General features: G+C 71.0%; 25 protein-coding genes. 11 read left to right on the plus strand and 14 right to left on the minus strand.

Annotated elements, in window-relative coordinates:
* The first annotated feature begins 111 nt into the window (after window positions 1-111).
* From AC2D8W_RS10760 to AC2D8W_RS10780, 5 genes are all read left to right on the plus strand, one after another.
* A complete protein-coding gene (locus AC2D8W_RS10760) occupies window positions 112-1,440 on the plus strand; it encodes an acyl-CoA dehydrogenase family protein (protein ID WP_484671541.1) in 1,329 nt (442 codons plus the stop codon).
* A 101-nt stretch (window positions 1,441-1,541) separates the two neighbouring features.
* Window positions 1,542-3,269, plus strand: coding sequence for a class I adenylate-forming enzyme family protein (locus AC2D8W_RS10765; protein ID WP_484671841.1), 1,728 nt, complete (start codon window positions 1,542-1,544; stop codon window positions 3,267-3,269).
* Window positions 3,266-3,865 carry an NADPH-dependent FMN reductase gene (locus AC2D8W_RS10770; protein ID WP_484671542.1) on the plus strand — a complete coding sequence of 200 codons (600 nt, stop codon included), beginning with the start codon at window positions 3,266-3,268 and terminating at the stop codon, window positions 3,863-3,865. Before AC2D8W_RS10765 ends, AC2D8W_RS10770 begins: the two co-directional genes overlap by 4 nt.
* A complete protein-coding gene (gene ribB, locus AC2D8W_RS10775) occupies window positions 3,862-5,001 on the plus strand; it encodes a 3,4-dihydroxy-2-butanone-4-phosphate synthase (protein ID WP_484671543.1) in 1,140 nt (379 codons plus the stop codon). Before AC2D8W_RS10770 ends, ribB begins: the two co-directional genes overlap by 4 nt.
* Window positions 5,002-6,005: 1,004 nt before the next feature.
* Entirely contained in the window at window positions 6,006-7,799 is a 1,794-nt protein-coding gene (locus tag AC2D8W_RS10780) for a M10 family metallopeptidase C-terminal domain-containing protein (protein ID WP_484671544.1), read from the plus strand.
* 61 nt (window positions 7,800-7,860) lie between these two features.
* Here the strand turns inward: AC2D8W_RS10780 and AC2D8W_RS10785 are convergent, their stop codons facing one another.
* The 5 genes from AC2D8W_RS10785 to AC2D8W_RS10805 all read right to left on the minus strand — a co-directional run bounded on the left by AC2D8W_RS10785 (window position 7,861) and on the right by AC2D8W_RS10805 (window position 11,269).
* The gene (locus AC2D8W_RS10785) at window positions 7,861-8,682 is read right to left on the minus strand and encodes an enoyl-ACP reductase FabI (protein ID WP_293485828.1); all 822 of its coding nucleotides are present in this window, start codon (window positions 8,680-8,682) and stop codon (window positions 7,861-7,863) included.
* 89 nt (window positions 8,683-8,771) lie between these two features.
* The gene (locus AC2D8W_RS10790; protein ID WP_484671545.1) at window positions 8,772-8,954 is read right to left on the minus strand and encodes an oxidoreductase-like domain-containing protein; all 183 of its coding nucleotides are present in this window, start codon (window positions 8,952-8,954) and stop codon (window positions 8,772-8,774) included.
* Window positions 8,954-10,159, minus strand: a complete 1,206-nt coding sequence (gene fabB / locus AC2D8W_RS10795; protein ID WP_484671546.1) for a beta-ketoacyl-ACP synthase I — start codon at window positions 10,157-10,159, stop codon at window positions 8,954-8,956. Before fabB ends, AC2D8W_RS10790 begins: the two co-directional genes overlap by 1 nt.
* 18 nt (window positions 10,160-10,177) lie before the next feature.
* Window positions 10,178-10,705: a 3-hydroxyacyl-[acyl-carrier-protein] dehydratase FabA gene (gene fabA / locus AC2D8W_RS10800; RefSeq protein WP_484671547.1), complete on the minus strand. Its 528-nt coding sequence runs from the start codon at window positions 10,703-10,705 to the stop codon at window positions 10,178-10,180.
* A gap of 57 nt (window positions 10,706-10,762) precedes the next feature.
* Window positions 10,763-11,269 (minus strand): SH3 domain-containing protein, encoded by a 507-nt coding sequence (locus AC2D8W_RS10805; protein WP_484671548.1) that lies wholly within the window; start codon window positions 11,267-11,269, stop codon window positions 10,763-10,765.
* Window positions 11,270-11,400: 131 nt separating this feature from the next.
* Between AC2D8W_RS10805 and AC2D8W_RS10810 the strand changes: the two genes are divergently transcribed.
* Together AC2D8W_RS10810 and AC2D8W_RS10815 are read left to right on the plus strand one after the other, a co-directional pair.
* Window positions 11,401-12,387, plus strand: coding sequence for a 2-hydroxyacid dehydrogenase (locus tag AC2D8W_RS10810; protein ID WP_293485822.1), 987 nt, complete (start codon window positions 11,401-11,403; stop codon window positions 12,385-12,387).
* A gap of 88 nt (window positions 12,388-12,475) precedes the next feature.
* Window positions 12,476-14,482: an alpha/beta hydrolase family protein gene (locus AC2D8W_RS10815; RefSeq protein ID WP_484671549.1), complete on the plus strand. Its 2,007-nt coding sequence runs from the start codon at window positions 12,476-12,478 to the stop codon at window positions 14,480-14,482.
* A gap of 16 nt (window positions 14,483-14,498) precedes the next feature.
* Here the strand turns inward: AC2D8W_RS10815 and AC2D8W_RS10820 are convergent, their stop codons facing one another.
* Window positions 14,499-15,236, minus strand: coding sequence for a HesA/MoeB/ThiF family protein (locus AC2D8W_RS10820; RefSeq protein WP_484671550.1), 738 nt, complete (start codon window positions 15,234-15,236; stop codon window positions 14,499-14,501).
* Between the two features lie 38 nt (window positions 15,237-15,274).
* On the opposite strand from AC2D8W_RS10820, the gene hslV reads away from it, so the two are divergent.
* Window positions 15,275-15,823 (plus strand): ATP-dependent protease subunit HslV, encoded by a 549-nt coding sequence (gene hslV / locus AC2D8W_RS10825; protein WP_484671551.1) that lies wholly within the window; start codon window positions 15,275-15,277, stop codon window positions 15,821-15,823.
* A 15-nt stretch (window positions 15,824-15,838) separates the two neighbouring features.
* Here hslV and AC2D8W_RS10830 read toward each other — a convergent pair whose 3' ends face one another.
* A complete protein-coding gene (locus AC2D8W_RS10830; RefSeq protein WP_484671552.1) occupies window positions 15,839-16,168 on the minus strand; it encodes a YciI family protein in 330 nt (109 codons plus the stop codon).
* Between the two features lie 154 nt (window positions 16,169-16,322).
* Here AC2D8W_RS10830 and AC2D8W_RS10835 point away from each other — a divergent pair, with 154 nt between their 5' ends.
* Genes AC2D8W_RS10835 through AC2D8W_RS10845 form a run of 3 tightly spaced genes read left to right on the plus strand, consistent with a single transcriptional unit; the run spans window position 16,323 to window position 19,321 of the window.
* Window positions 16,323-17,222: a DUF4440 domain-containing protein gene (locus AC2D8W_RS10835; RefSeq protein WP_484671553.1), complete on the plus strand. Its 900-nt coding sequence runs from the start codon at window positions 16,323-16,325 to the stop codon at window positions 17,220-17,222.
* Window positions 17,223-17,240: 18 nt separating this feature from the next.
* On the plus strand, window positions 17,241-18,545 hold the full coding sequence (hslU, locus tag AC2D8W_RS10840) for an ATP-dependent protease ATPase subunit HslU (protein WP_484671554.1): 1,305 nt from the start codon (window positions 17,241-17,243) through the stop codon (window positions 18,543-18,545).
* Window positions 18,545-19,321, plus strand: coding sequence for a M48 family metallopeptidase (locus AC2D8W_RS10845; protein ID WP_484671555.1), 777 nt, complete (start codon window positions 18,545-18,547; stop codon window positions 19,319-19,321). Before hslU ends, AC2D8W_RS10845 begins: the two co-directional genes overlap by 1 nt.
* Before the next feature lie 35 nt (window positions 19,322-19,356).
* On the opposite strand, the gene leuB is transcribed toward AC2D8W_RS10845, so the two are convergent.
* The 7 genes from leuB to leuC all read right to left on the minus strand — a co-directional run bounded on the left by leuB (window position 19,357) and on the right by leuC (window position 24,460).
* Window positions 19,357-20,409: a 3-isopropylmalate dehydrogenase gene (gene leuB / locus AC2D8W_RS10850; protein ID WP_484671556.1), complete on the minus strand. Its 1,053-nt coding sequence runs from the start codon at window positions 20,407-20,409 to the stop codon at window positions 19,357-19,359.
* A gap of 146 nt (window positions 20,410-20,555) precedes the next feature.
* Window positions 20,556-20,858 carry a putative quinol monooxygenase gene (locus AC2D8W_RS10855; protein ID WP_293482542.1) on the minus strand — a complete coding sequence of 101 codons (303 nt, stop codon included), beginning with the start codon at window positions 20,856-20,858 and terminating at the stop codon, window positions 20,556-20,558.
* Entirely contained in the window at window positions 20,855-21,466 is a 612-nt protein-coding gene (gene leuD / locus AC2D8W_RS10860) for a 3-isopropylmalate dehydratase small subunit (RefSeq protein WP_484671557.1), read from the minus strand. The genes AC2D8W_RS10855 and leuD overlap by 4 nt, the downstream gene beginning before the upstream one ends.
* Window positions 21,466-22,329, minus strand: a complete 864-nt coding sequence (locus AC2D8W_RS10865; RefSeq protein ID WP_484671558.1) for a VOC family protein — start codon at window positions 22,327-22,329, stop codon at window positions 21,466-21,468. The genes leuD and AC2D8W_RS10865 overlap by 1 nt, the downstream gene beginning before the upstream one ends.
* 1 nt (window position 22,330) lies before the next feature.
* On the minus strand, window positions 22,331-22,738 hold the full coding sequence (locus AC2D8W_RS10870; protein ID WP_484671559.1) for a type II toxin-antitoxin system VapC family toxin: 408 nt from the start codon (window positions 22,736-22,738) through the stop codon (window positions 22,331-22,333).
* Complete coding sequence (locus tag AC2D8W_RS10875) at window positions 22,735-23,013, minus strand: type II toxin-antitoxin system Phd/YefM family antitoxin (protein ID WP_484671560.1); 279 nt, start codon at window positions 23,011-23,013, stop codon at window positions 22,735-22,737. Before AC2D8W_RS10875 ends, AC2D8W_RS10870 begins: the two co-directional genes overlap by 4 nt.
* 37 nt (window positions 23,014-23,050) lie before the next feature.
* Complete coding sequence (gene leuC / locus AC2D8W_RS10880; RefSeq protein WP_484671561.1) at window positions 23,051-24,460, minus strand: 3-isopropylmalate dehydratase large subunit; 1,410 nt, start codon at window positions 24,458-24,460, stop codon at window positions 23,051-23,053.
* Window positions 24,461-24,578: the final 118 nt, after the last annotated feature.

The following is a 24,578-nucleotide window of genomic DNA, read 5'->3' on the forward strand; positions in this document are numbered from 1 at the left end:
AGGCCGGCGCGCACGGGCATTCGAACGGCGTTTGATTCTCGGCTGAGACCGTCCTAGCGTACCCGATATACGAAAGCCGGCGCGAAGCCGGAGGCGGCTGGGAGGCGCGCGATGGCGTGGGATTTCGAGACCGATCCCGAGTTCCAGAAGAAGCTGGACTGGATCGAGGACCTCATGCGCGAGGAGGTCGAGCCGCTCAGCCACCTGGGCATGGCGGCGTGGTCGTCGCAGGGCCGTGAGAAGTTCATCAAGCCCCTGCAGCAGAAGGTGAAGGACGCCGGGCTCTGGGCCTGTCACCTGGGTCCCGAGCTGGGCGGCCAGGGCTTCGGCCAGCTGAAGCTGGCGCTGATGAACGAAAAGCTGGGGCGCAACGGCCTGGCCCCGCTGATCTTCGGCTGCCAGGCGCCGGACTCGGGCAACGCCGAGATCATCGCCCACTACGGCACCGAGGCGCAGAAGGAGAAGTACCTCTGGCCGCTGCTGAACGGCGAGATCCGCTCTGCGTTCTCCATGAGCGAGCCCACCGGCGGCTCCGACCCGCTCACGTTCCGCACCCGCGCCGTCCTGGACGGGAACGAGTGGGTCATCAACGGCGAGAAGTGGTTCTCGACCAACGCCCAGCATTCCAAGGTGCTGGTGCTCTATGCGGTGACCGATCCCGACGCGAAGGATCCCTACCGCCGCACCTCGATCTTCCTCGTGCCGACCGACACGCCCGGCGTGGAGATCATCCGCAACGTCGCCGTGGGCGCGGGCGGGACCATCGGCGGCGGCAACGAGAGCTATGTCCGCTACAGCAACGTGCGCCTGCCCTATGACGCCCTGCTGGGCGACCGCGGCGCGGCGTTCGTGATCGCCCAGGTGCGCCTGGGCGGCGGGCGCGTGCACCACGCCATGCGGACGGTGGGCGCCTGCCGCCACGCGCTGGACCTGATGTGCCGCCGGGCCGTCAGCCGCACCACGCGCGACGGCCGCCTCTCGGACCTGCAGATGGTGCAGGAGCAGATCGCCGACTCCTGGATCGCCGTCGAGAGCTTCCGCCTGTTGGTGCTGCGCACCGCCTGGCTGATCGACAAGCACAAGGACTACAACAAGGTCCGCAAGGACATCGCGGCCATCAAGGTGGCGATGCCCAAGGTCTACCACGACGTGGCGACCAAGGCGGCCCACCTGCACGGCGCGCTGGGCGTCTCGAACGAGATGCCCTTCATGCACATGGTCAATTCGGCGCTGGTGATGGGCATCGCCGACGGCCCCACCGAGGTCCACAAGGTGACGCTCGCCAAGCAGGTGCTGAAGGACTACCAGCCCGACAACGACCTATTCCCCAGCTACCACATCCCGAAGCTGCGCGACGAAGCCCAGAAGCGCTTCGCCAAGGAGCTGGAGGAGATCAAGGCGCACTACGCCGGGCGCCGCCGCGAGGCCGAGACCGCTTGATTTCCCCAAGGGCACAATAGAGTTGTCATCCCGGACGGCCCCAGGCCGATCCGGTATGACGCTGTTGAGGTAGCCCTGTGTCCGAGAAGCCCTGGCCCGTGATGTCGATCGCGGAGGCGCACGCCCGCCTCACCGCCCCGGGCGCGCCGTTCGAGATCGAGGAACGGGTGATCCGCGGCGTCCCCACGCGGACGTGGAAGAACGCCCCGCCGACCTTGCGCGACGTGTTCCTGAACGGCCAGCGGTTCAAGGACCGCGAGTTCCTGGTCTACGAGGACGACCGGGCCACCTACGACAGCTTCGGCCGCGCGACGATCGCGCTGGCCCACCGGCTGATCGCCGACGGCGTGAAGAAGGGCGACCGCGTCGCCGTGATCATGCGCAACCTGCCGGAGTGGCCGGTGTGCTTCTGGGCCGGCGTGCTGGCGGGCGCGATCGTGACCCCGCTGAACGCCTGGTGGACCGGCCCCGAGCTGGAGTACGGCCTGGCCGACTCCGGAACGAAGATCGCCTTCGTGGACGACGAGCGCCTGGACCGCATCGCCGACTTCCTGCCCGGCCTGTCCGGGCTGGAGAAGGTGTATGTGACCCGCCACGCCGGCGCGCCGGCCACGCCGCGGACCGAACGGCTGGAGGATGTCATCGGCCCGGTGAACGACTGGGGGCGGCTGCCCGAGCAGGCGGTCCCCGACGTCCCGCTCGATCCGGAGGACGACGCCACCATCCTCTACACCTCGGGCACCACCGGCCGGCCCAAGGGCGCGCTGGGCACGCACCGCAACATGACGTCGAACCTGGGGGCGAGCGGCGTCGCGGCGGCCCGCAACTTCCTCCGCGCCGGCGAGCCGCTCCCCGAGATGGACGCGACCAGGCTACCGCAGCGGGTGACGCTGCTGGTCGTGCCGATGTTCCACGCCACCGGCCTCTCGGCGACGCTGGGGCCGACGATGAGCGCCGGGGGCAAGATCGTCCTCATGCGCCGCTGGGACGCCGAACCGGCGATGCGGCTGATCCAGGACGAGAAGGTCTCGTCCACCGGCGGCGTGCCGACGATCGCCTGGCAGCTGATCGAGCACCCGGCGCGGGCCAACTACGACCTCTCCACCCTGCTGACCGTCAGCTACGGCGGCGCACCGTCCGCCCCGGAACTGGTGCGGCGGATCGCCGAGGTGTTCCCCGGCAGCCAGCCGGGCAACGGCTGGGGCATGACCGAGACCACCGCCACCTTCACCAGCCATCTGGGGCAGGACTACCTGAACCGGCCCGACAGCGCGGGCCCGGCCGCCCCCGTGGGCGAGATGCAGATCCGCGACCCGGCCGACGGGAAGACCGTGCTGCCCGCCGGCAGCGTGGGCGAGCTGTGGGTCAAGGGGCCCCAGGTCGTGAAGGGCTACTGGAACAAGCCCGAGGCCACGGCCGAGACCTTCCAGGAGGGCTGGCTGCGCACCGGCGACCTGGCGCGCATCGACGAGGAGGGCTTCCTCTTCATCATCGACCGCGCCAAGGACATGCTGATCCGCGGCGGCGAGAACATCTATTGCGTCGAGGTCGAGAACGTCCTCTACGACCACCCGGACGTGATGGACGCCGCCCTGGTCGGCATCCCCCACAAGACGCTGGGCGAGGAGCCCGGCGCCGTGGTCCATCTGAAGCCGGGGGGCACGGCCACCGAGGCCGAGCTGCGCGACTTCGTCCGCGCGCGGCTCGCCGCGTTCAAGGTCCCTGTGAAGGTGGCGTTCTGGCCCGAGACCTTGCCCCGCAACGCCAACGGCAAGATCATGAAGAGCGAACTCAAGAAGGTGTTCGCCGAAGAACTGGAGCAGGCGTGAGCCGCAGACCCGTCATCCTCGGCCTCGGCGGCACCATCCGTGCGGGATCCTCCACCGAGAAGGCGCTACTGTGCACGCTGCGCCGGGCCGAGGCGCTGGGCGCCGAGGTGCGGCTGCTGGGCGGGACGTTCCTGGGCGCGCTGCCCATCTTCGACCCGCGCCCGAGCGACCCCACGCTGGAACAGACCGAACTCGCCGAGGCCGTGCGCGCGGCCGACGGCCTGGTCGTGGCGAGCCCCGGCTACCACGGCTCGATCTCGGGCGTGATCAAGAACGCGCTGGACACCCTGGAGATGACCGGACGCGACCCTCAGCCCTACCTGACCGGCAAGCCCGTGGGCACGGTGATCACGGCGGCGGGGTTCCAGGCCGGCGGCACGACGCTGATGGCGCTGCGCAACATCGTCCACGCCCTCCGGGGCTGGCCGACGCCGTTCGGCGCGACGCTGAATTCGGCCAACGACCTGTTCGACGCGGACGGGGCGTGCCGCGACGACAAGGACGCCTGGCAGCTCGACACCGTCGCCGACCAGGTGATGGAGTTCGCGATGATGCGCGTGGCGCAATCCGAGAAAGGCCCGGGGATCGGCGCATGAAGAAGCCCTATCTGGTCGGTCCCAGCCCCGACCCCGACGCCGTCTCCGGCGCGATCAGCCCCATCGAGGACATCATCGAGGACGCCCGCAACGGGCGCCCGTACATCCTGGTGGACGCCGAGGATCGCGAGAACGAGGGCGACGTGATCATCCCGGCGCAGTTCGCCACGCCCGAGCAGATCAACTTCATGGCCAAGCACGCGCGCGGCCTGATCTGCCTGTCGATCACCGCCGAGCGGGCGCGGCGGCTGCGTCTGCCGCCCATGGCCACCGACAACCAGAGCGGCCACGGCACGGCCTTCACCGTCTCGATCGAGGCGCGCGAGGGCGTGACGACCGGCATCTCGGCGCACGACCGGGCGCACACCATCGCCGTGGCGGTGGATCCCACCAAGGGCGTCGACGACATCGTCTCGCCGGGCCACGTCTTCCCCCTGGTCGCCAAGGACGGCGGCGTCCTGGTCCGGGCGGGCCACACCGAGGCCGCGGTCGACATCAGCCGCATGGCCGGCCTCAACCCGGCGGGCGTGATCTGCGAGATCATGAAGGACGACGGCTCGATGGCGCGCCTGCCCGACCTGGTGGCCTTCGCCCAGCTGCACGGGCTGAAGATCGGCACCATCGCCGACCTGATCGCCTACCGCCGCCGCACCGAGCGGCAGGTGGAGCGTGTGCTGGAGACGCCGTTCAACTCGGCCTACGGCGGCCGTTTCCGGATGGTGATCTACCGCAACTCCATCGACCAGACCGAGCACGTGGTCCTGACCAAGGGCCGGATCGATCCCGACAAGCCCACGCTCGTCCGCATGCACCGGGTGGACCTGGCCACCGACATGCTGGGCGCGGTGGAGGCGCGGCGCGACTACGTGCCGAAGGCGCTGAAGGCCATGGCCGACTTCGACGGAGCGGCGGTCGGCGTGTTCATCCGCGACTCCAACCCCCACTGGCTCTCGGAACGCTACGGCCAGCCGCAGGCGGACCACTCGTCCAACATCCTGCGCGACTACGGCATCGGCGCGCAGATCCTCCTCGACCTGGGCGTCCGCGACATGCTGCTGCTGACCAGTTCGCAGACGGTCCTGCCCGGCTCCGCGGGCTACGGCCTGAAGATCGTGGGCCGGGCGCCGCTGGACTAGGTCGTGTACCCATAAGCCGGGAGCAGGTGGCAGCGCCCTGAGGCGGACGTCATTCCCATTCCCCCCGTCATCCCGGGCGGAGCGCTCGAAGAGCGCGCAGACCCGGGACCCAGTCCCTGCGCCCGTAAAGCTGCGCCATGACCTGTGAGACGGCCCACTGTGGGGGGACGCCCTCCTGGAGGCTCGTCGAAGGCTCTGCGGCTGGGTCCCGGGTCTTCGCGCTCTGGCGAGCGCTGCGCCCGGGATGACGGAGGTTGGGGCGCAGGGGTCGAGGTCCGCAATGGGTCGAACGCGGCCTCTGGGCGCTCCGCCGGGAGCAGACCGTCAGCAACGGTGGATTGCGGGCGCCTTACCTCCCCCGCGAAGCGGCGGGAGGGGGACCGCCCGCCGTCGCTGCCGCGACGGGGGAGGCAAGGTCCCTTACGGGTCGGTTGCGGTCTTTGCCTTGGCGCTGGAAGCCGGACCTTGGGTGGCGGGCCGTAAACGGACCTCCTGTAGGCCAGAGACGGACGGGTGGGTTGTGGGCGTGGCACTCCATCCCCCCGTCATCCCGGGCGCAGCGCTCGCCAGAGCGCGGAGACCCGGGACCCAGCCCCTGCGCCCGTAAAGCTGCGCCATGACCGGCGAGACGGCCCACTGTGGGGGGACGTCCTCCTGGAGCCGCGTTGGAGGCTGTGCGGCTGGGTCCCGGGTCTCCGCGCTCTGGCGAGCGCTCCGCCTGAAACGCCTCCTGGGCATCAACGCATGACGGTTGCGGGGTCCGGCCGTCGAGGGCAGCCGCTTGCAGATTGCGCGGGATCTCGTCCGCGCCCGGCAGGTCTACGGCATAGGGCGGTGAAGGTCGGACCGGCGTGGCGGCTCTGGCGGCGCCGCGAAAAGTCCGGCATTGATTCTCGTCCGGCGACGCCTTGTCGCCGTAAGAATCTGTGCGCCGAATGGTCGCGTGGCCGCCGTTCGCCAGATCACCTAGGGATTCCAAGGGGATGGCGACGTAGAGTTGGAAGATGTCCCTCGAAGCTCCCCATTCGCTCAGTGACGCCGCCCTGGACAGCCGGCCGTTCGCCGGGGCGGCCGGCTGCGGCTGCCCGATCTGCGCCGGCCAGGCGGTGGTCCTCGATGACGGGGCCGGCGCCTCTCCCCTGGCCTACCTGAACGCCGACGAGCGGTCCGGGACGACCGTCAACGGCAAGCAGAGCTTCTCCATCGACCGGGCCGGCCTGCAGATGACCGGCTTCAACCCCGCCACCATGGAGCCCTACCCGGGCTGGGGCGGGACGGCCGGCCAAGCCTACACCGTCACCTACGCCTTCCGCGCCACCGCCCCGCTGAACATGCCCAGCGACACCGAAGGCTTCCAGCGCTTCAACAGCACCCAGATGCTGGCCGCCGAGCAGGCGATGCTGGCCTGGTCCGACGTCGCGCGGATCACCTTCGTGCGGGTCGGGTCGGGCTTCGAGGGCGAGGGGGCCTATTCCGACAACGCCTCCATCCTGCTCGGCAACTACACTTCGGGACAGAGCGGCGCGTCGGCCTTCGCGAACTACCCGGGCAACCCGGCGGCCTCGAGCGCCGCCGGCGACGTCTGGGTCAACATCACCGCCGGCACGAACGCCATCCCGACCCCCGGCAACTTCGGCTACCACACGCTGGTGCACGAGCTGGGGCACGCGATCGGCCTCGCCCATCCGGGCGACTACAACGCCGGCGAGAACGACTCCGCGCCGATCACCTACGCCAACAACGCCGAGTACTTCGAGGACAGCCGCCAGTACACGGTGATGAGCTACTTCTCGGAGGCCAACACCGGCGCCAGCTACGGCGGCCGCCTGGCCGCCGCGCCGCAGCTCGACGACATCCGCGCCGCCCAGATCGAGTACGGCGCCAACATGACGACCCGCACGGGCGACACGGTCTACGGCTTCAACTCCACGGCCCAGCGCGACTGGTTCCTGGCGCAGAACTCGTCCAGCCGCCTCGTCTTCGCGGTCTGGGACGCCGGCGGCGCCGACACTTTCGACTTCTCAGGCTACTCCAACAACCAGCTGATCGACCTGCGCGAGGGCTTCTTCTCGAACGTGGGCGGGCTGGTGGGCAACGTGGCGGTGGCCCAGGGCGCGCAGATCGAGAACGCCATCGGCGGCTTCGGCGCCGACACCATGAACGGCAACGCCCTCGCCAACATCCTGACCGGCGGCGCCGGCGCGGACCGCATCTTCGCCGGCGCCGGCGGCGACACCATCGATGGCGGCTCGGGATCGGGATTCCTGCGCGGCGAGGACGGCAACGATTCCATCGTGGGCGGCGCCAGTTTCGACGACATCCAGGGCAACACCGGCAACGACACCGAATCCGGCGGCGGGGGCGACGACTGGGTGGTGGGCGGCAAGGACAACGACCGGCTGTTCGGCGACGACGGCTCGGACGTGGTCTTCGGGAACCTGGGCGACGACTCGGTGGACGGCGGCGCCGGGAACGACACCGTCCGCGGCGGCCAGGGCGACGACACGCTGGCGGGCGGGGCGGGGGCGGACTTCGTCTCGGGCGACCGCGGCTCGGACAGCATGGTGGGCGGCGCCGGCGCCGACCTGTTCCACACCTCGGCGGACGCGGGCATCGACAGCGTCTTCGACTTCAGCATCGCCGAGGGCGACCGGGTGATGCTGGACCCGGGGACGCCCTTCAGCGTGGCCCAGGTGGGCGGCGACGTGGTCATCACCCTCGGCTCCTCGGCCGACCGGATGATCCTGGTGGGCGTCCAGCTGAGCGCGCTGCCCGACGGCTGGATCTTCGGCGCGTAGCCGCCCCGGACGCCCGTGGCGGCAAGCCGCGGGGATCGCGGCCCGCCTCCCGGGGAAAGCCTCAGCCCTCGCCGCCCTCGTCGTCCGAGAAGCCCATGATGTGGAAGCCCGCGTCCACGTGCACGCACTCGCCCGTGGTCGAGCGGCCGAGGTCCGACAGCAGCCAGAGCGCCGCGCCGGCCACGCCCTCCATGGCGGTGTCTTCCTTCATGGCCGACAGCGAGCGGCCCTTGGCCAGCATGCCGCGCCCGCCGGAGATGCCCGCCAGCGACAGCGTCTTCATGGCCCCGGGCGACAGCGCGTTCACCCGGATGCCGCGCGGCCCCAGGTCGCGGGCGGCGTAGCGGACGGCGGCCTCCAGCGCGGCCTTGGCCACGCCCATGGTGTTGTAGTTCGGGATCGCCCGCTCCGAGCCCATGTAGGTCAGGGTCACGATCGAGCCGCCGGTCTCGGGCATCAGCGCCGCGGCGCGCCGGGCGCAGTCCACGAAGCTGAAGGCCGAGATGTTCATCGCCCGCAGGAAGCCCTCGCGGGTGGTGTTGTCCACGAAGCTGCCCTTCAGCTCGTCCTTGTTGGCGAAGGCGATGGCGTGGAGGAAGAAGTCGATCTGGCCGAACGTGTCCTTCACCTTGCCGAAGGCCTCGTCCATGGCCGCGTCGTCGGTGACGTCGGCCGGCGCAATCAGCTTGGCGCCCACGCTCTGGGCCAGCGGCTCCACGCGCCGCTCCATCCCCGGCAGGTGCAGGAAGGCGAGCTCGGCGCCCTGCGCCGCAAGCTGGCTCGCGATGCCCCACGCGATGGACTGGTGGTTGGCGACCCCGGTGATGACGCCCTTCTTGCCCTTCATCAGGGTCCCGGTCGGCATCTGATACTCGTCGGCCACGTCGTGCGTCTCCCTCGTTCCTCCCTCCCTTAATGGGCAGGGACAGGCCGCGCCAGCGGCCACGGTCCACAACGTCCGCCCGGGAGGTCCTAAGGCGGCGGCTGGAGCCGCGCCCGCGCCTCGTCGGGGTCCAGCCCCATCGCCCGCACGCGCGCCTCCCAGCGCTCCAGGGCGCGGTCGTAGTAGTCGAGGATGCAGGGGTCGCAGCCGCGCTGGCAGCACTCCTGCGGGTCCGGAGGCGTGGGCGGCCGCGGGATCGCCGCGTCGCTCACTAGACCCGGGCCATCACCAGGCAACCGTTGGTCCCGCCGAAGCCGAAGCTGTTCGACATCACCGTCTCGATCGGCTTGTCGATGCGCGTCCTCACGATGGGCATGTCGGCGAAGGCCGGGTCGAGGTTCTCGATGTGCGCGCTCTCGGCCACGAAGCCGTTGTTCAGCATCAGCAGCGAGTAGATCGCCTCCTGCGCGCCGGCGGCGCCCAGGCTGTGGCCGGTCAGCGACTTGGTGGACGAGATCAGCGGCGCCTTGGCGCCGAAGACGGCGCGGACCGCCTCCATCTCCTTGACGTCGCCCACCGGCGTGCCGGTGCCGTGCGGGTTGAGGTAGTCGATGGAGCGCCCGTCGGCGTTGGCCAGGCGCATGCAGCGCGCCGCGCCCTCGCCCGAAGGGGCCACCATGTCGAAGCCGTCGGAGTTGGCGGCGTAGCCCACGATCTCGCCGTAGATCTTCGCGCCGCGCGCCTTGGCCCGCTGATACTCCTCGAGCACCAGGATCCCCGACCCGCCGGCGATCACGAAGCCGTCGCGGTCGACGTCGTAGGCGCGGCTGGCCGTGGACGGGCGATCGTTGAACTTCGAGCTCATGGCGCCCATGGCGTCGAACAGGACCGACAGGGTCCAATCCAGCTCCTCGGTCCCGCCGGCGAACACCACGTCCTGCTTGCCCATGGCGATCTGCTCGTAGGCCGAGCCGATGCAGTGGGTGGAGGTGGCGCAGGCCGAGCTGATCGAGAAGTTCAGGCCCTTGATCTTGAACCAGGTGGCGAGCGTGGCCGATGCGCCCGAGCTCATGGCCTTGGGCACCGCGAACGGGCCGACCCGCTTCGGGCCCTTGTCACGGGCCGTCTGGGCGGCCTCGACGATGGCGCGGGTGGACGGGCCGCCCGAGCCGACGATCAGGCCGGTGCGCTCGTGGCTGACCTCGTCCTCGCCCAGGCCGGAGTCGGCGATGGCCTGTTCCATGGCGATGTGGCCGAAGGCCGTGCCCTGCGCGAGGAATCGCGCGGCGCGCCGGTCGACCATGGACTCCCAGTCGATGTTCGGCGGGGCGTGCACCTGGCAGCGGAAGCCGAGCTCGGCGTACTCCGGCGCGGCCTCGACGCCCGAGCGGGCTTCGCGCAGCGAGGCCAGGACCTCGTTGGTGTTGTTGCCGATGGACGAGACGATGCCCATCCCGGTGACGACCACGCGGCGCATTCCGTCCGTCTCCCTCCCTTACCCCTGCTCGCCGGGCTTGAAGAGGCCGACGCGAAGGTCCTTGGCCTCATAGATGGGCTTGCCGTCGGCGAGGAGAACCCCGTCGCCGATGCCCATGACCAGACGGCGCAGGATCACGCGCTTCATCTCGATCTTGTAGGTCACCTTCTTGATGTCGGGCGTGACCTCGCCGGCGAACCGGACCTCGCCGCAGCCCAGCGCCCGGCCGCGCCCCGGCGCGCCGCTCCAGCCCAGGAAGAAGCCGACCAGCTGCCACATGGCGTCCAGGCCCAGGCAGCCGGGCATCACCGGGTCGCCGATGAAGTGGCAGTCGAAGAACCAGAGGCCCGGGCGGATGTCGAGCTCAGCCTCCATGTAGCCCTTCCCATGCTCGCCGCCGGTCGCGTTGATCTCCACAATCCGGTCGAACATGAGCATCGGCGGCGCGGGCAGCTGGGCGTTGCCCGGCCCGAACATCTCGCCGCGGGAACACGCCAGGAGTTCCTCGTAGGCGAAGCTCGAGGGCCTTATTGGCACGTCATTCATCGAATATGCCCTCGTTTCGGCAGAGGCGCCGGGCCTAGCACGGAGCCCGCCGCTCCCTCAACGACATTGCGGCGCATCGGAAGTTCCCCAGAGGGTCCCTTCCCGCACCCAGCCGCTGGCCCGATCCGCCTTCACCCTGCACCAGCCCTTCTCGCAGCGGGTGAGCGAGGCCAGGGCGCGGACGTTCAGATAGGCCGCGGTTTCGGCGCCCCTCTCGGGCCGGCGCAGCAGGGCCACCGGCTGCCGGCGCGTGTTGATCACCGCGCGGCGGCCGTCGGTCACGCGCTTGTGCACCCAGGCCACGCCGCCCTCCGGATCGCAGACCCGCCGCCAGTCGGCCGTCTCGGCCACCACCTGCACGGGCAGGCCGCGGGTGCGGTAGACCCACAGCAGCCGGTGGTCGTCGCCAGGGCCCGCGCGGGCGTTCACCTTGCCGAACTTCAGCACGATGTAGCGCGGCACCGGATAGCCCGACGGCGTCGGCCGGTCGGCCGGAGCAGCGCCCGCCAGCATCAGCGCGGCCATGCCCAGGGCCGCCAGCCGGGGCGCCCTTGCGCGAACCACCTTCAACGCCAACGTCCGATGACCCTCGCCTCGCCTTGGCCGTGACCGGCCCCCCTGCTAAGGGTTCCGCAACTCGACGCGCCCCCGTCTCGATGCGAGGCGGACGGCGCAGGACCTTTTCCCGTAGGCCCATGGCGTCCCGCAAGCCGAAAGTCATCGTCACCCGCAAACTGCCCGACCAGGTCGAGACGCGGATGCGCGAGCTGTTCGACACCGAGCTCAACATCTCGGACGAGCCGATGACCCGCAAGCAGCTCCTCGACGCCATCGGGCGCTGCGACGTGCTGGCGCCCACGATCACCGACAAGATCGACGCCGCCATGCTGGCCAAGGCCGGCGAGCGGCTGAAACTCATCGCCAACTTCGGCGCGGGGGTCGATCACATCGACGTGGCCGCCGCCAACGCCGCGGGCGTCGTGGTCACCAACACTCCGGGCGTGCTGACCGAGGACACCGCCGACCTGACCATGACGCTGATCATGGCCACGCTGCGCCGGGTGATCGAAGGCGCCAACGCCGTCCAGGCGGGCGAGTTCACCGGCTGGGCGCCCACCTGGATGCTGGGCCGCCGGCTGGGCGGCAAGCGCCTGGGCGTCATCGGCATGGGTCGCATCGGCGCCGCGGTGGCCCGGCGCGCCCGCGCGTTCGGGCTCCAGATCCACTACCACAACCGCAAGCCCGTCAGTCACGTGGTCGCCGACGAGCTGGAAGCCACCTACTGGGACAGCCTGGACCAGATGCTGGCGCGGGTGGACATCGTCACGGTGCACGCCCCGGCGACGCCGGCCACCTACCACCTGCTCTCGGCCCGGCGGCTCAAGCTCCTGCAGCCGCACGCCGTGGTCGTGAACACCGCGCGCGGCTCGATCATCGACGAGCAGGCGCTGGCCGACATGCTGGTCGAGGGCAAGCTCGCCGGCGCCGGCCTCGACGTCTTCGAGCTCGAACCGAAGATCAATCCCAAGCTCCTGAAGTGCCCCCAGGCGGTCCTGCTGCCGCACATGGGTTCGGCCACTGTCGAGGCGCGCGTGGACATGGGCGAGAAGGTGATCATCAACATCAAGACGTGGATGGACGGCCACCGCCCGCCGGACCGGGTCCTGCCGCAGATGCTGTAGGCCCGCCTGCGCCAACCTGCGGCGTTGACGGTCCGGCGCCGTCTCCGCAAGGTCGGGGGCGACGTATCGGCGTTACCTTGGACCCTCGATGCTGACGCGCCGTTCGATGCTGGCCGCCGCGGGCGCCGCCCCCGCCGTGGCGCCGCAGGCGGCGCGCGCGCAGGGCAAGGCCCCCCTTCCGCCCAGCCTCGACGAACTCCTCCGCGAGCCGGCCGTGCACGACGCGGCGATCTCGCCCGACGGCGAGCAGCTGGCCATCCTGCGCACCGACATCCGGGACGGGAAGGCCCGCGCCTACGTCACCCTCTCGCGCATGGCCGAGCTCACCGCGCGGCCGGCGGTCGTGCTGCTGGACGAGACGCGCGTGCGCCAGGTCGAGTGGGCGAACAACGAGCGCCTGCTGATCTGGATCACCCTCTACCGCGACGACCGGGGCAAGCCCTACGGCGTGTGGTTCGGCGACGAGTTCCTGCCGATTCCGGTGCAGCGGGTCGTGTCGGTGGACCTGAAGGGCCAGGACCCGGTGGTCATGTTCGCCGGCTCGAAGGCCGTGCTGCGCCGGGGCTTCGACGCGAGCCAGGTGGTCGACCTGATGGCCGACGACCCCCGCCGCATCCTGATGCAAGCGTGGAACGACACCCGCAACGCCTTCGGCCTCTACCATGTGGACGTCTACTCGGGCGAAGCCGCCCTGGTGGAGACCGGCGTGCCGGCCACCGACTCCTGGCTCACCCAGGGCGGCGTGCCCATGCTGCGGATGGACTCCAACGCCCGCGGCACGGTGCGCTGGGTCTACGGCCGCGCGCCCGGCGAGCGCGACTGGAAGCTGGTGCGCAAGTCGCGCCTCAACGAGCTGAAGAAGGTCCCTGACTTCGACGTGGTGGGGCCGACGCCCCAGGCGGGCGTCTTCCTGGTTTGCCAGCGCATGGAGGGCCGCGACACCACGGTGGTGCGCACCTTCGACATCGCGAGCCTCACCTTCGGTGACGTCGTGGCCGAGAAGCCCGGCCACGACTTCGAGACCGCCTTCGTCGACGAGAACCTGCGCCTGGTGGGCAGCCTCTACTGGGACGACCGCCTGAACTACGAGTTCGCTGACCCGGCGCTCGCGCCGCACTTCCGCGCGATCAACGCGGCGCTGAAGAACGCCTGCAACGTGGCGCTCTACGACATCGACACGGCCCATCGTCGGCTGCTGCTGAAGGTCAGCGGACCCCAGGAGCCCGGCGCCTTCCAGGTCTACGACCGGCAGAAGCGGTCGCTCGAGTATGTGGGCCACTGCAAGCCGTGGCTCGCGCCCGAGCGGCTGGCCCGGACCGAGCCGCTGCGCGTGAAGACCCGCTACGGCGCCGAGATCACCGCCTACCTGACGACGCCGATCGGGGCGGCCGCGGCGCCCCGGCCGATGGTCGTGATGCCGCACGGCGGGCCCGAGCTGCGCGACTACCTGGACTGGGACGTCACGGCGCAGGCCCTGGCCGCGCGCGGCTGGCTGGTGCTGCAGCCGAACTTCCGCGGGTCCGGCGGCTATGGCCGGGCCTTCGCCGACAAGGGGCGCGGGCAGTGGGGCGGGCTCATGCAGGACGACGTCGAGGACTGCGTCGCCCACGTGGTGCGGCTGGGCCGCGCCGACCCGGGTCGCGTGGCGATCTTCGGCGCCAGTTTCGGGGGCTACGCCGCCCTCATGGGCGCGGTGAAGACGCCCCGGCTCTACCGCGCCGCCGTCTCGATCGCCGGGGACGCCGATCTGCTCGAGACGCTGGCCTTCTCGCGGCGCGAGGACGGCGCCGACTCGCCCGCCTACGCCTACTGGCGGACCACCATCGGCGATCCGAAGTCCGACGAGGCGCGTCTGATCCAGGCCTCGCCCGCTCGTCGCGCGGCCGAGATCGAAATCCCCGTCCTGCTCATCCACGGGACCGAGGACGCCATCGTGGATCCTCGCCAGTCGCGGCTGATGGCCCGGGCCCTGAAGGCGGCCGGCAAGACCTGCGAGCTTGTCGAGCTGAAGGGCGAGGGACACCGCAACTGGTCCGACGCCACCTGGAAAAGCGTCCTGGCCAAGGTCACCGACTTCATCGCCACGCACATCTGACCGCGCGCCTTCCGAATCAGCCCCCGCAGACCGGGCAGTCCGGATCGCCCGCCACCCGCACCGTGCGTGTCTCCCCGGCCAGGGCGTCGTAGATCAGCAGGCGGCCGGCGAGCGGCTCGCCCGCGCCGGTGATCAGCTTCACCGCCTCCACCGCCATCATCGAGCCCACGACGCCGGCCAGGGCGCCCACCACGCCCACGGCGCTGCAGGTCTCCGCGTCCGGCGGGATCTCGGGCACCAGGCAGCGGTAGCAGGGCTGTCGGCCGAACACGCCCACCTGTCCCGTCCAGCGCCCGATGGCGCCCGACACCAGCGGCTTGCCGTGCTTCACGCAGGCCTCGTTCACGCAGAACCGCACCCCGAAGTCATCGGTGCCGTCCAGCACCATGTCGACGCCCTCCACCAGCTGGTCGGCGGTGTCGGGCCCGAACGCGCCGTGGAAGCCCGCCACGAAGATGTGCGGGTTCAGGTCGTGCAGGCGGTCGGCGGCGGCGTCCACCTTGGGCCGGCCCAGGTCGTCGTCGGCGTAGATCACCTGCCGCTGCAGGTTCGACCGCTCCACCTCGTCGGGATCGGCCAGGATGATCGTCCCCACGCCCGCGGCCGCCAGGTAGAGCGAGGCCGGCGCGCCCAGGCCGCCGGCCCCGACGATGAGCACGCTCGCGCTCTTCAGCTTCTGCTGCCCGGGACCGCCCACCTCGCGCAGCACCAGGTGGCGGGCGTACCGCTCGATCTCCTCGTCGGTGAAGCTCATGTCTTGACCTGGGGGGCCCCGCTGCTCACATCGCGCCGATGTCCAATAGCTTCCCAGACTGGCACGGCACCACCATCCTCGCGGTGAGGAAGGGCGGCAAGACCGTCGTGGCCGGCGACGGCCAGGTCTCCATGGGCCAGACGGTCGTCAAGGGGACGGCGAAGAAGGTGCGCACCCTGGCGGGCGGCCGCGTGATCGCGGGCTTCGCCGGCTCCACCGCCGACGCCTTCACGCTCATCGAGCGGCTCGAGGGCAAGCTCGAGCAGTATCCCGAGCAGCTGACCCGCGCCTGCGTCGACCTCGCCAAGGACTGGCGGACCGACCGGTACCTGCGCCGGCTCGAGGCGATGATGATCGTCGCCGACAAGGACCAGATCTTCACCGTGACCGGCGCCGGTGACGTGCTGGAGCCCGAGCATGGGGTCGCCGCCATCGGCTCCGGCGGCAACTACGCCCTGGCCGCCGCCCGGGCGCTGGTGGACGTCGAAGGCCTCGGCGCCGAGGAGATCGCCCGCCGGGCCATGGCCATCGCCGCCGAGATCTGCGTCTACACCAACGCCTCGCTCACGGTGGAGACGATTGGCTGAGGACAACCGCGGCCGCTACGGCTGCGGGATCGGAAGGCAGGGCATCACCTCCACGGCCTCGCCGGGGAAGATGGTGAAGTGCGGATGCCGCTCGAACATCGCCGCCGCCTCGGCATGGCTGGACGCCCGGACGATGACGAAGCCGGCCATCTGGTTGCGGACGTCCTCGACCCCTCGGGGCGAGACGCGCTTCGTGCGGCCCAGCGGCCCGCCCGTGCTGACGATGGCCGCGGCGTGCCGCGTCATCCACTCGCCCCAGGCCTGCATGCCCCGCTGGACGGTGGCGTCATCGGGGGGCGGACCCTCGGAAGGCTGTCCGGTGAAGACGGCGAGAAACGTTTCCATCGTGGCTTCCTTCGACTGCAGCCCGCTCGTGCTCGTAGGACGCGCGAGCGGCTCCCGGCCCGACATCCTACGCCTTGCACGCCGTTCGGCGCGCCGGGCGGCCACCGGCAGACGAGCGGCTGACGGCGGGGCGCGCCGGGGCTAAACCACGGCCATGCGCATGTTCCCCTCCCTGGCGCTGACCGCCGCCCTTCTCGCCGTTCCCGCCCTCGCCGCGCCGATCGATCCGGCGCCCGTGGTCGCCGCCGAGCGGGCGTTCGCGGCCGACGGGCTGGCGCTGGGCATCCAGGCCAGCTTCTTCAAGCACTCGGCGCCCGACGGCATCGTCTTCGGGCCCGAGCCCATCCTGGCCAAGGCGGCCTTCGGCGAGCCCCAGCCCAAGGGTCCGCCGCTGGTCTGGTGGCCGCTGTGGGCCGGCATCGCGCGGTCAGGCGACCTGGGCTTCACGACGGGGCCCTACACCTTCGACGGGCAGCCGCGGGCCTGGTACTTCACCGTCTGGGCCCGGCAGCCGGACGGCTCGTGGAAGTGGCTCTACGACGGCGGTCCGCCCAGCGACATGACCGGCGCGGCCCCCAAGGATTCTCCCGTCGCCTACGCCCGGCTGGCCGACCGCCGCGCAGGCTCGGCCCACAAGGCCATGGTGCAGGTGACCGCGGCCGAGAAGGCGCTGCACGCCGCCGCCGCGTCCGACGTGAAGGCCGCCTACCTGGCCGCTGTGGCCGACGACGGCCGGGTGCAGGGCTCGCGCGCCAGGCCGCCAACCAGCCGCGCCGAGCTGGAGGCCGAGCTGGACACCCGCCCCGCGGCCATCGCCTTCGCGCCCCTGGGCGGCACGGCCTCCGATGCCGGCGACCTGGCCTGGACCTACGGGGCGGCGAAATGGACCGCGCGCGACGGCTCGGCCCAGCGGGGCCACTACGTGCGCATCTGGCGCAACGACAAGGCGGGCTGGCGCCTGCTCTACGACCAGCTGCTGGCCGCGCCGCCGCTGAAACCGCCGCCCGCAAAAACGCCCGACCGCGCAGCGTCACCGTCGCCAGGGGCGAACTGAGCCCCTATCTAGCGCGGCATGACCGAATTCTCTCCGCGCGAGATCGTCTCCGAACTCGACCGCTTCATCGTCGGCCAGAACGACGCGAAGAAGGCGGTGGCCGTCGCCCTGCGCAACCGCTGGCGCCGCCGCCGGGTGCCCGACGACCTGCGCGACGAGGTGACGCCCAAGAACATCCTGATGATCGGGCCCACGGGCGTCGGCAAGACCGAGATCGCCCGGCGGCTGGCCAGACTGGCCCAGGCCCCGTTCCTGAAGGTCGAGGCCACCAAGTTCACCGAGGTCGGCTACGTGGGCCGCGACGTGGACCAGATCGTCCGCGACCTGGTGGAGAGCGCCATCGCCATGGTGCGCGAGAAGCGCCGCGCCGCCGTGCGCGCCCGCGCCGAGGCCGCCGCCGAGGAGCGGATCCTCGACGCCCTGACCGGCCCCGGCTCGACCGCGGCCCGCGAGAGCTTCCGCAAGAAGCTGCGGGCGGGGGAACTCGACGACAAGGAGGTCGAACTGCAGCTGGCCGACACCTCCTCGCCGCTCGGCATGATGGACATCCCGGGCCAGCCGGGCGTCGGCATGGGCGTGCTGAACCTGGGCGACATGTTCGGCAAGGCCTTCGGCGGCCGCACCAAGACCCACAAGACCACGGTCTCCGGCGCCTGGGCGCCGCTGATCGCCGAGGAGAGCGACAAGCTGGTGGACCAGGAGGCCCTCACCACCGAGGCCCTGGCCCTGGCCGAGAACGAGGGCATCGTCTTCCTCGACGAGATCGACAAGGTGGCGTCGAACCGCGAACGGCACGGCGCCGACGTCTCGCGCGAGGGCGTGCAGCGCGACCTCCTGCCGCTGATCGAGGGGACCACCGTCTCCACCAAGCACGGCCCGGTGAAGACCGACCACATCCTGTTCATCGCCTCGGGCGCCTTCCACGTGGCCAAGCCCAGCGACCTCCTGCCCGAGCTGCAGGGCCGCCTGCCGATCCGCGTGGAGCTGAAGGCGCTCACCCGCGAGGACATGCGCCGCATCCTGGTCGAGCCGGAAGCGAACCTCGTGCGCCAGCACCAGGCGCTCATGTCCACCGAGGGCGTCACGCTGGAGTTCACCGAGGACGCCTATGACGCCCTGGCCGACGCCGCCGTGCAGGTAAACGGCTCGGTCGAGAACATCGGCGCCCGCCGGCTGCAGACGATCCTGGAGCGGGTGATGGAGGAGATCAGCTTCACCGCCGCCGACCGTACGGGCGAACGGATCGTCATCGACCGCGCCTATGTCGAGAGCCGGATCGCCGATCTGGCCAGGAACACCGACCTGTCGAAGTTCATCCTCTGATGTGCCGCGTCTGCTTCTCCCGTCGCGGGCTGCTCGCCGCCCTCGGCGCGGTCGGCCTCGCCGGCTGTAGCGAGAACGCGGCCACCGGCCGCCGCCAGCTCGTCTTCGTCGACGACGGCCAGCTCGCCACCCTCGCCGACCGCACCTGGAACGAGGTGGTGGCCAAGATCCCGCCGGTCGCCGACCCCGCCGCCCAGGCGCGGCTCGCCCGCATCGGCGCCCCGCTCGTGAAGGCGGCCGGCCGCGACGATCTCGACTGGTCGTTCACGGTCCTGGACAGCCCCGAGTTCAACGCCTTCGTCCTGCCCAACGGCCGGGTCGGCTTCTTCCGCGGCCTCATGGAATTCGCTGGCGACGACGGCGCCATCGCCTCCGTGGTCGGCCACGAGATCGGCCACGTTCTGGCGCGGCACTCGGCCGAACGGATGAGCCAGGAGATCGCCGTCCAGGCGGGCGTCGGCATCGCCCAGCTCCTGATCTCGCAGGAGGCCGGCCAGTACGCCGACGAGATCGGCGCCGCCCTCGGCGCGGGCGCCGTGCTGGGGGTCATCCTGCCCTATTCGCGCAAGCACGAGCTCGAGGCCGACCGCGTGGGCGTCGACCTGATGCGCAAGGCCGGCCAGGACCCCAACGACGCCGTGCGCTTCTGGGAGCGGATGATCCGCCGGGCCCAGAACACCGGGGGGCCGCCCGAGGTGATCTCCACCCACCCGGCCGACGCGCGCCGCCTGGAAGCGCTGAAGGCCGCCGTCGCCGCGCCTGCTGCGCCGGCCTGAGCCAGGGCCCGTACTCGCCGCGCGCCGGGCGTCGTTCAGAGTTCAGCCAGGACGGCGTCGCCCATCTGGACGGTGGTGAGCGCGCCGCCGAGGTCGCGGGTGCGGGCGCCCTTTTCGAGGGCGCGGTTCACGGCGGCGTAGAGGCGGTCGGCGTCGGCGGCGCGGTCGAGCGACCAGCGGAGCGCCATCTCGAACGACAGGATCGCCGCCAGCGGATTGGCCACGCCCTGGCCGGCGATGTCCGGCGCCGAGCCATGGATCGGCTCGTAGAGACCGGGCGCGCCGGCTACGCCCAGCGCGGCCGACGGCAGCATGCCGAGGGATCCGGTGAGCTGCGAGGCGGCGTCCGAGAGGATGTCGCCGAACAGGTTGTCGGTGAGCAGGACGTCGAACTGCTTGGGCGCCTTGACGATCTGCATGGCGGCGTTGTCGGCGAGGATGTGGGTGAGTTCGACGTCGGCGTAGTCGCGCCGGTGCAGGTCGGTCACGACCTCGCGCCACAGCAGGCCCGAATCCATGACGTTGGACTTCTCGGCCGAGGCCACCTTGTTGCGGCGGCCGCGGGCGAGCTCGAAGGCCACCCGGGCCACCCGTTCGATCTCGGCGGTGGTGTAGACCTGGGTGTCCACGGCCCGCTTGCCGCCGCCCGGCAGGTCCTCGATGAACCGGGGGCTTCCGAAGTAGATGCCGCCGGTCAGCTCGCGCACGATCATCAGGTCCAGCCCCTCGACCACCTCGCGCTTCAGGGTCGAGGCGTCGGCCAGGGGGCCGAAGCAGAGGGCGGGACGCAGGTTGGCGAACACCTCCATGCCGGCGCGCAGGGCGAGCAGCCCAGCCTCGGGGCGCTTGTCGCGCGGGGCGCCCGCCCACTGCGGGCCGCCGACGGCGCCCATCAGCACGGCGCGGGCGGCCTTGGCGGCGGCCAGCGCCTCGTCGGTCAGGGGGGTCCCGTGGGCGTCGTAGCTGCAGCCGCCGAACAGGCGTTCCTCGATCGTCAGGTCCGGCGTCAGCGCCTCCGCCACGCGACGCACCTGCGCCGTCACCTCGGGCCCGATCCCGTCGCCGGGCAGGAGGAGAAGGTCGGTCATCGGTCGTCCTTTTTCTGGGTCGTCATGGCCCGGCTCGTCTGGGCCACCCATTGGGCTGTGAGGGCCAGCCGCAGCATCGCTACGCTTTGCTCCACCTCACAGCCCAATGGGTCCCCCGGACAGGCCGGGGGATGACGCGCGGAGGGCTAGAGTGCGCGTTCGGAGGCGACCTCGTACAGGGTGAGCCTGCGGTCGAAAACCCCGAGCTCGGCGTTGGCGGCGCGCCACGTCTTCATGTGCGGGGCGCGGGCGTGCGCATCGAGCGCGGCCTGGTCGCGCCAGACCTCGAACACGCGGATCAGGCCCGGGTCCTGCACGTCGATCGCGTACGAATAGACAAGGCAGCCGTCCTCGGCGCGGCTGGCGGCCAGCATCGCGTCCTGGTGCGGCCGCAAGGCCGCCGCGTTCTCGGGCGGGACGCGGACGGTTCCGGCGACGACGACGCTCACGCGCCCTCCAGCCACGGCTGGGCCAGGGCCCGCTTCATCTCGTAGGTGTCGATGTCGCCCGCGGCCTCCAGGGTTTCGCCGATGGCGTCGAGGCCCTTCAGCATCTTGGCCTTGCGCTGCGGGTCGATGTCGAAGCGGAAGACCGCGCCGGACGGCGAGGTCACGGTCTGGGCCTCGAGGTCCACCGAGACCACGTGGTTGCCCCCACGCGCCTCGTCCATCAGCTGCTGCACCTCGCCGGCCTTCAGCACCACCGGGAGCAGGCCGTTCTGGAAGCAGTTGTTGTAGAAGATGTCGGCGAAGCTGGTGCTGATCACGCAGCGGATGCCGAAGTCCATCAGCGCCCAGGGGGCGTGCTCGCGCGACGAGCCGCAGCCGAAGTTGTCGCCGGCGATCAGCACGCCCGCACCCTTGTAGGCCGGCTGGTTCAGCACGAAGTCGGGCTTCTCGCGCCCGTCGCGGTCGAAGCGGTACTCGTAGAACAGACCCTTCGCCAGGCCGGCGCGCTCCACCGTCTTCAGGAACTGCTTGGGGATGATCTGGTCGGTATCGATGTTGGCCAGCGGCAGCGGCGCGGCGGGCGCATCGAGGCGGGTGAAGGCTTCCATCAGGCGGCTTCCTGCGTGGTCTGCTGGATCATGATCGTCGGCACGCCCGCGGGGGCGTCGCGGACGGTGAAGACGCGGGTGCCGGGCTTGCGGCCGGTGCGGACCTCGGAGACGTCGAAGCCGGCGGCGGCGATGCGCGCGGCGGCCGCGTCGGGGTCGGTGACGCGCCAGGCGAGGCCGCCCCAGCGGTCGGGCTTGCCGAGCGCCTCCAGGCTGGGCTCGCCGATGCGCGCGCCCATCTCCACCACCGCGTCGCCGCAGCGGAAGAAGAGCTGGCGGGCGTTCCAGGCGGGGTTCTCGCGGTCGAGCCGCAGGTCGAGGCCGAGCTTGGCGCCATAGACGCCGAGCGCCCGGTCGACGTTGCCCGTGGCGACCACGACGTGGTCCAGCTTCGCGATCGCGCCCGGCCCGGCGGGCTCGGACAGCGGCCACGGCTCCCCCTTCGGCGGCGCCATCAGGAGAAGCTGGAGGCCGCCCGTCGCGGCGGCGTCGAGGTTCGACCCCAGCCAGGTGCGCGTGCGCCCGTCGTCGGCGGTGGTGCGCACGGGCGCGGGCGGCGTGGCGCGGATGCCGCGGCGGGTCAGGAGGGCCGCGAAGGGCTCGATCGGGTCGGCGGTGAACGCCACGGCCCAGACGCCCTCGCCGCGGGCGTCGAGATGGGCGCGGATCGCGTCGGCGAAGGGGCCCTCGCCCTCGGGCGAGATGACGTCCAGAGCCATGTTCGGGAACTGGAACCAGGCCTGGCGCACGCCGCCGCCGCGCCCGATCCAGTTGGCCGGGACGCCCAGCATGCGGGCGTAGCCGTCGACGGCGGCGTCGAGGTCGCGGACGACGAGGGCGACATGGTCGAGACCGGTGATCATGTCAGGCCCATAGCACGGCGAGGCCGTCATAGCGCGCCAGCGTCCGATCGTGAGTGACGAGTGTGAGGTTCTCGGCCATCGCCTGGGCGACGAGCAGCCGGTCGAACGGATCGCGATGGTGCAGCGGCAGGTCTCGCAGCCTGACCGCCTGCGAAATCGACAGGGGGAGAGCTCTGATGTCGTTGGCCGCCATGACGCGCTCGAAACCAGCTGCCGGGTCGGCTTCGACAACTTCCGGCAGCCTGAGCTTCCCGAGGCCGCTCTTGATGCAGAGCTCTACGATGCTCACGACGCTCAGGTAGAGGTCTGCCTCACCGTCGGAGATCGCGTCGAGCGTGGGCCTGGAGATCTGCCGATCTCCTCCCGCGAGCCACAGGAACAGGTGGCTATCGAGGAGATAGCCGCTCACGCCTTTTGATCGTCGGCGGGGAACACTGGGCCGTCTTCCCAGAGCGCGATCTCTTCCTCTGTCGTTTCCGGAAAGACGTCCGGCGCTTTCCAGCCGTAGTCGCGGCCCCATTGGCCGAACACGCGCTTCCTCGGCTTCGCATCCGGCTGAGGCAGCGGCGTCAGCCGCGCGCATGGCTTGCCGTTCTTGGCGATGATGATCTCCTCGCCCGCGGCCGCCTCGTCGACCAGGGCCGAGAGGCGTGTCTTCGCCTCGTAGAGGTTGACCTGCTTCATCTGCGGAAAATGGTCATCTTGACCAACTTGGTCAAGCTCACAGGAAGTCCCGCACGTCGGCGATGTGGCCGGCGATGGCGGCGGCGGCGGCCATGGCGGGGCTCATCAGGTGGGTGCGGCCGTCGCGGCCCTGGCGGCCCTCGAAGTTGCGGTTCGATGTGGAGGCGCAGCGCTGGCCGGGGGTCAGCTTGTCGGGGTTCATGCCCAGGCACATGGAGCAGCCCGGCTCGCGCCATTCGAAGCCGGCGGCCAGGAAGATCTCGTCCAGGCCCTCGGCTTCCGCCTGGGCGCGGACGAGGCCCGAGCCCGGCACGACCATGGCGCGGACGCCGTCGGCCACCTTTCGACCCTCGGCGATCCTGGCGGCGGCGCGCAGGTCCTCGATGCGGCTGTTGGTGCAGGAGCCGATGAACACCACGTCGACCTTGGCCTCGGTGATCGGCTGGCCGGCGGTCAGGCCCATGTAGGCGAGGGCGCGCGCGGCCGAGGCGCGCTTGTCGGGCGTGGCGAAGCTGTCAGGATCGGGGACGCGGCCCGTCACCGGGATCACGTCCTCGGGGCTGGTGCCCCAGGTGACGCTGGGGGCGATCTTCGCGGCGTCGAGCACGAGCTCGCGGTCGAACACCGCGTCCTCGTCGGTGAAGAAGGTCTTCCAGTAGGCCAGCGCCATCTCCCAGGCGCCGCCCTTGGGCGTCGCCGGGCGGCCCTTGAGGTACTCGAAGGTGGTCTCGTCGGGGGCGATCAGGCCCGCCTTGGCCCCGCCCTCGATGGTCAGGTTGCACAGCGTCATGCGGCCCTCCATCGAGAGCGCCCGCACCGCCGAGCCGGCGTATTCGATCACCGAGCCGGTGCCGCCCGCCGTGCCGATCTCGCCGATCACCGCCAGAGCGAAGTCCTTGGCGCCGACGCCGGGAGCGGGCTCGCCCTCGATGCGGACGCGGAAGTTCTTCGCCTTTTTCTGGCGCAGGGTCTGGGTGGCCAGGACGTGCTCGACCTCGGACGTGCCGATGCCGTGCGCCAGCGCGCCGAACGCGCCGTGGGTGGACGTGTGGCTGTCGCCGCAGACGATGGTCATGCCGGGCTGGGTGCGGCCCTGCTCGGGGCCCACCACATGGACGATGCCGTTGCGGATGTCGCCCATGGGGAAGAACTCGATCCCGTAGGCCTCGACGTTCTTGCCCAGGGTCTGCAGCTGCAGGCGGGCCTCCTCGTCGGCCACGGCGTCGACGCCCTGGGCCTGGCCCTCGGTGGGGACGTTGTGGTCGGCCACGGCGAGCGTGCGGTCCGGCCGCCGCACGGGGCGCCGGTTGGCCTTGAGGCCTGCGAAGGCCTGCGGCGTCGTCACCTCGTGGATGAGGTGCAGGTCGATGTAGAGGATCGCCTCGCCGTCCTGTTCGGCGACGACGTGCGCGTCCCAGATCTTGTCGTAGAGGGTCTTGCCGGGCATGGCCGGCATGTAGGGCGGCTCAGGCGCGCACGTCTAGTGCTGCAACGCCGCAGATTGTGCGCCGCCGCAGCAATTTACTGCCTCGCGCGGCGTGATGGCGCCAGGGCGCGACGTGACT

This window comes from Phenylobacterium sp. T106, assembly GCF_057219735.1.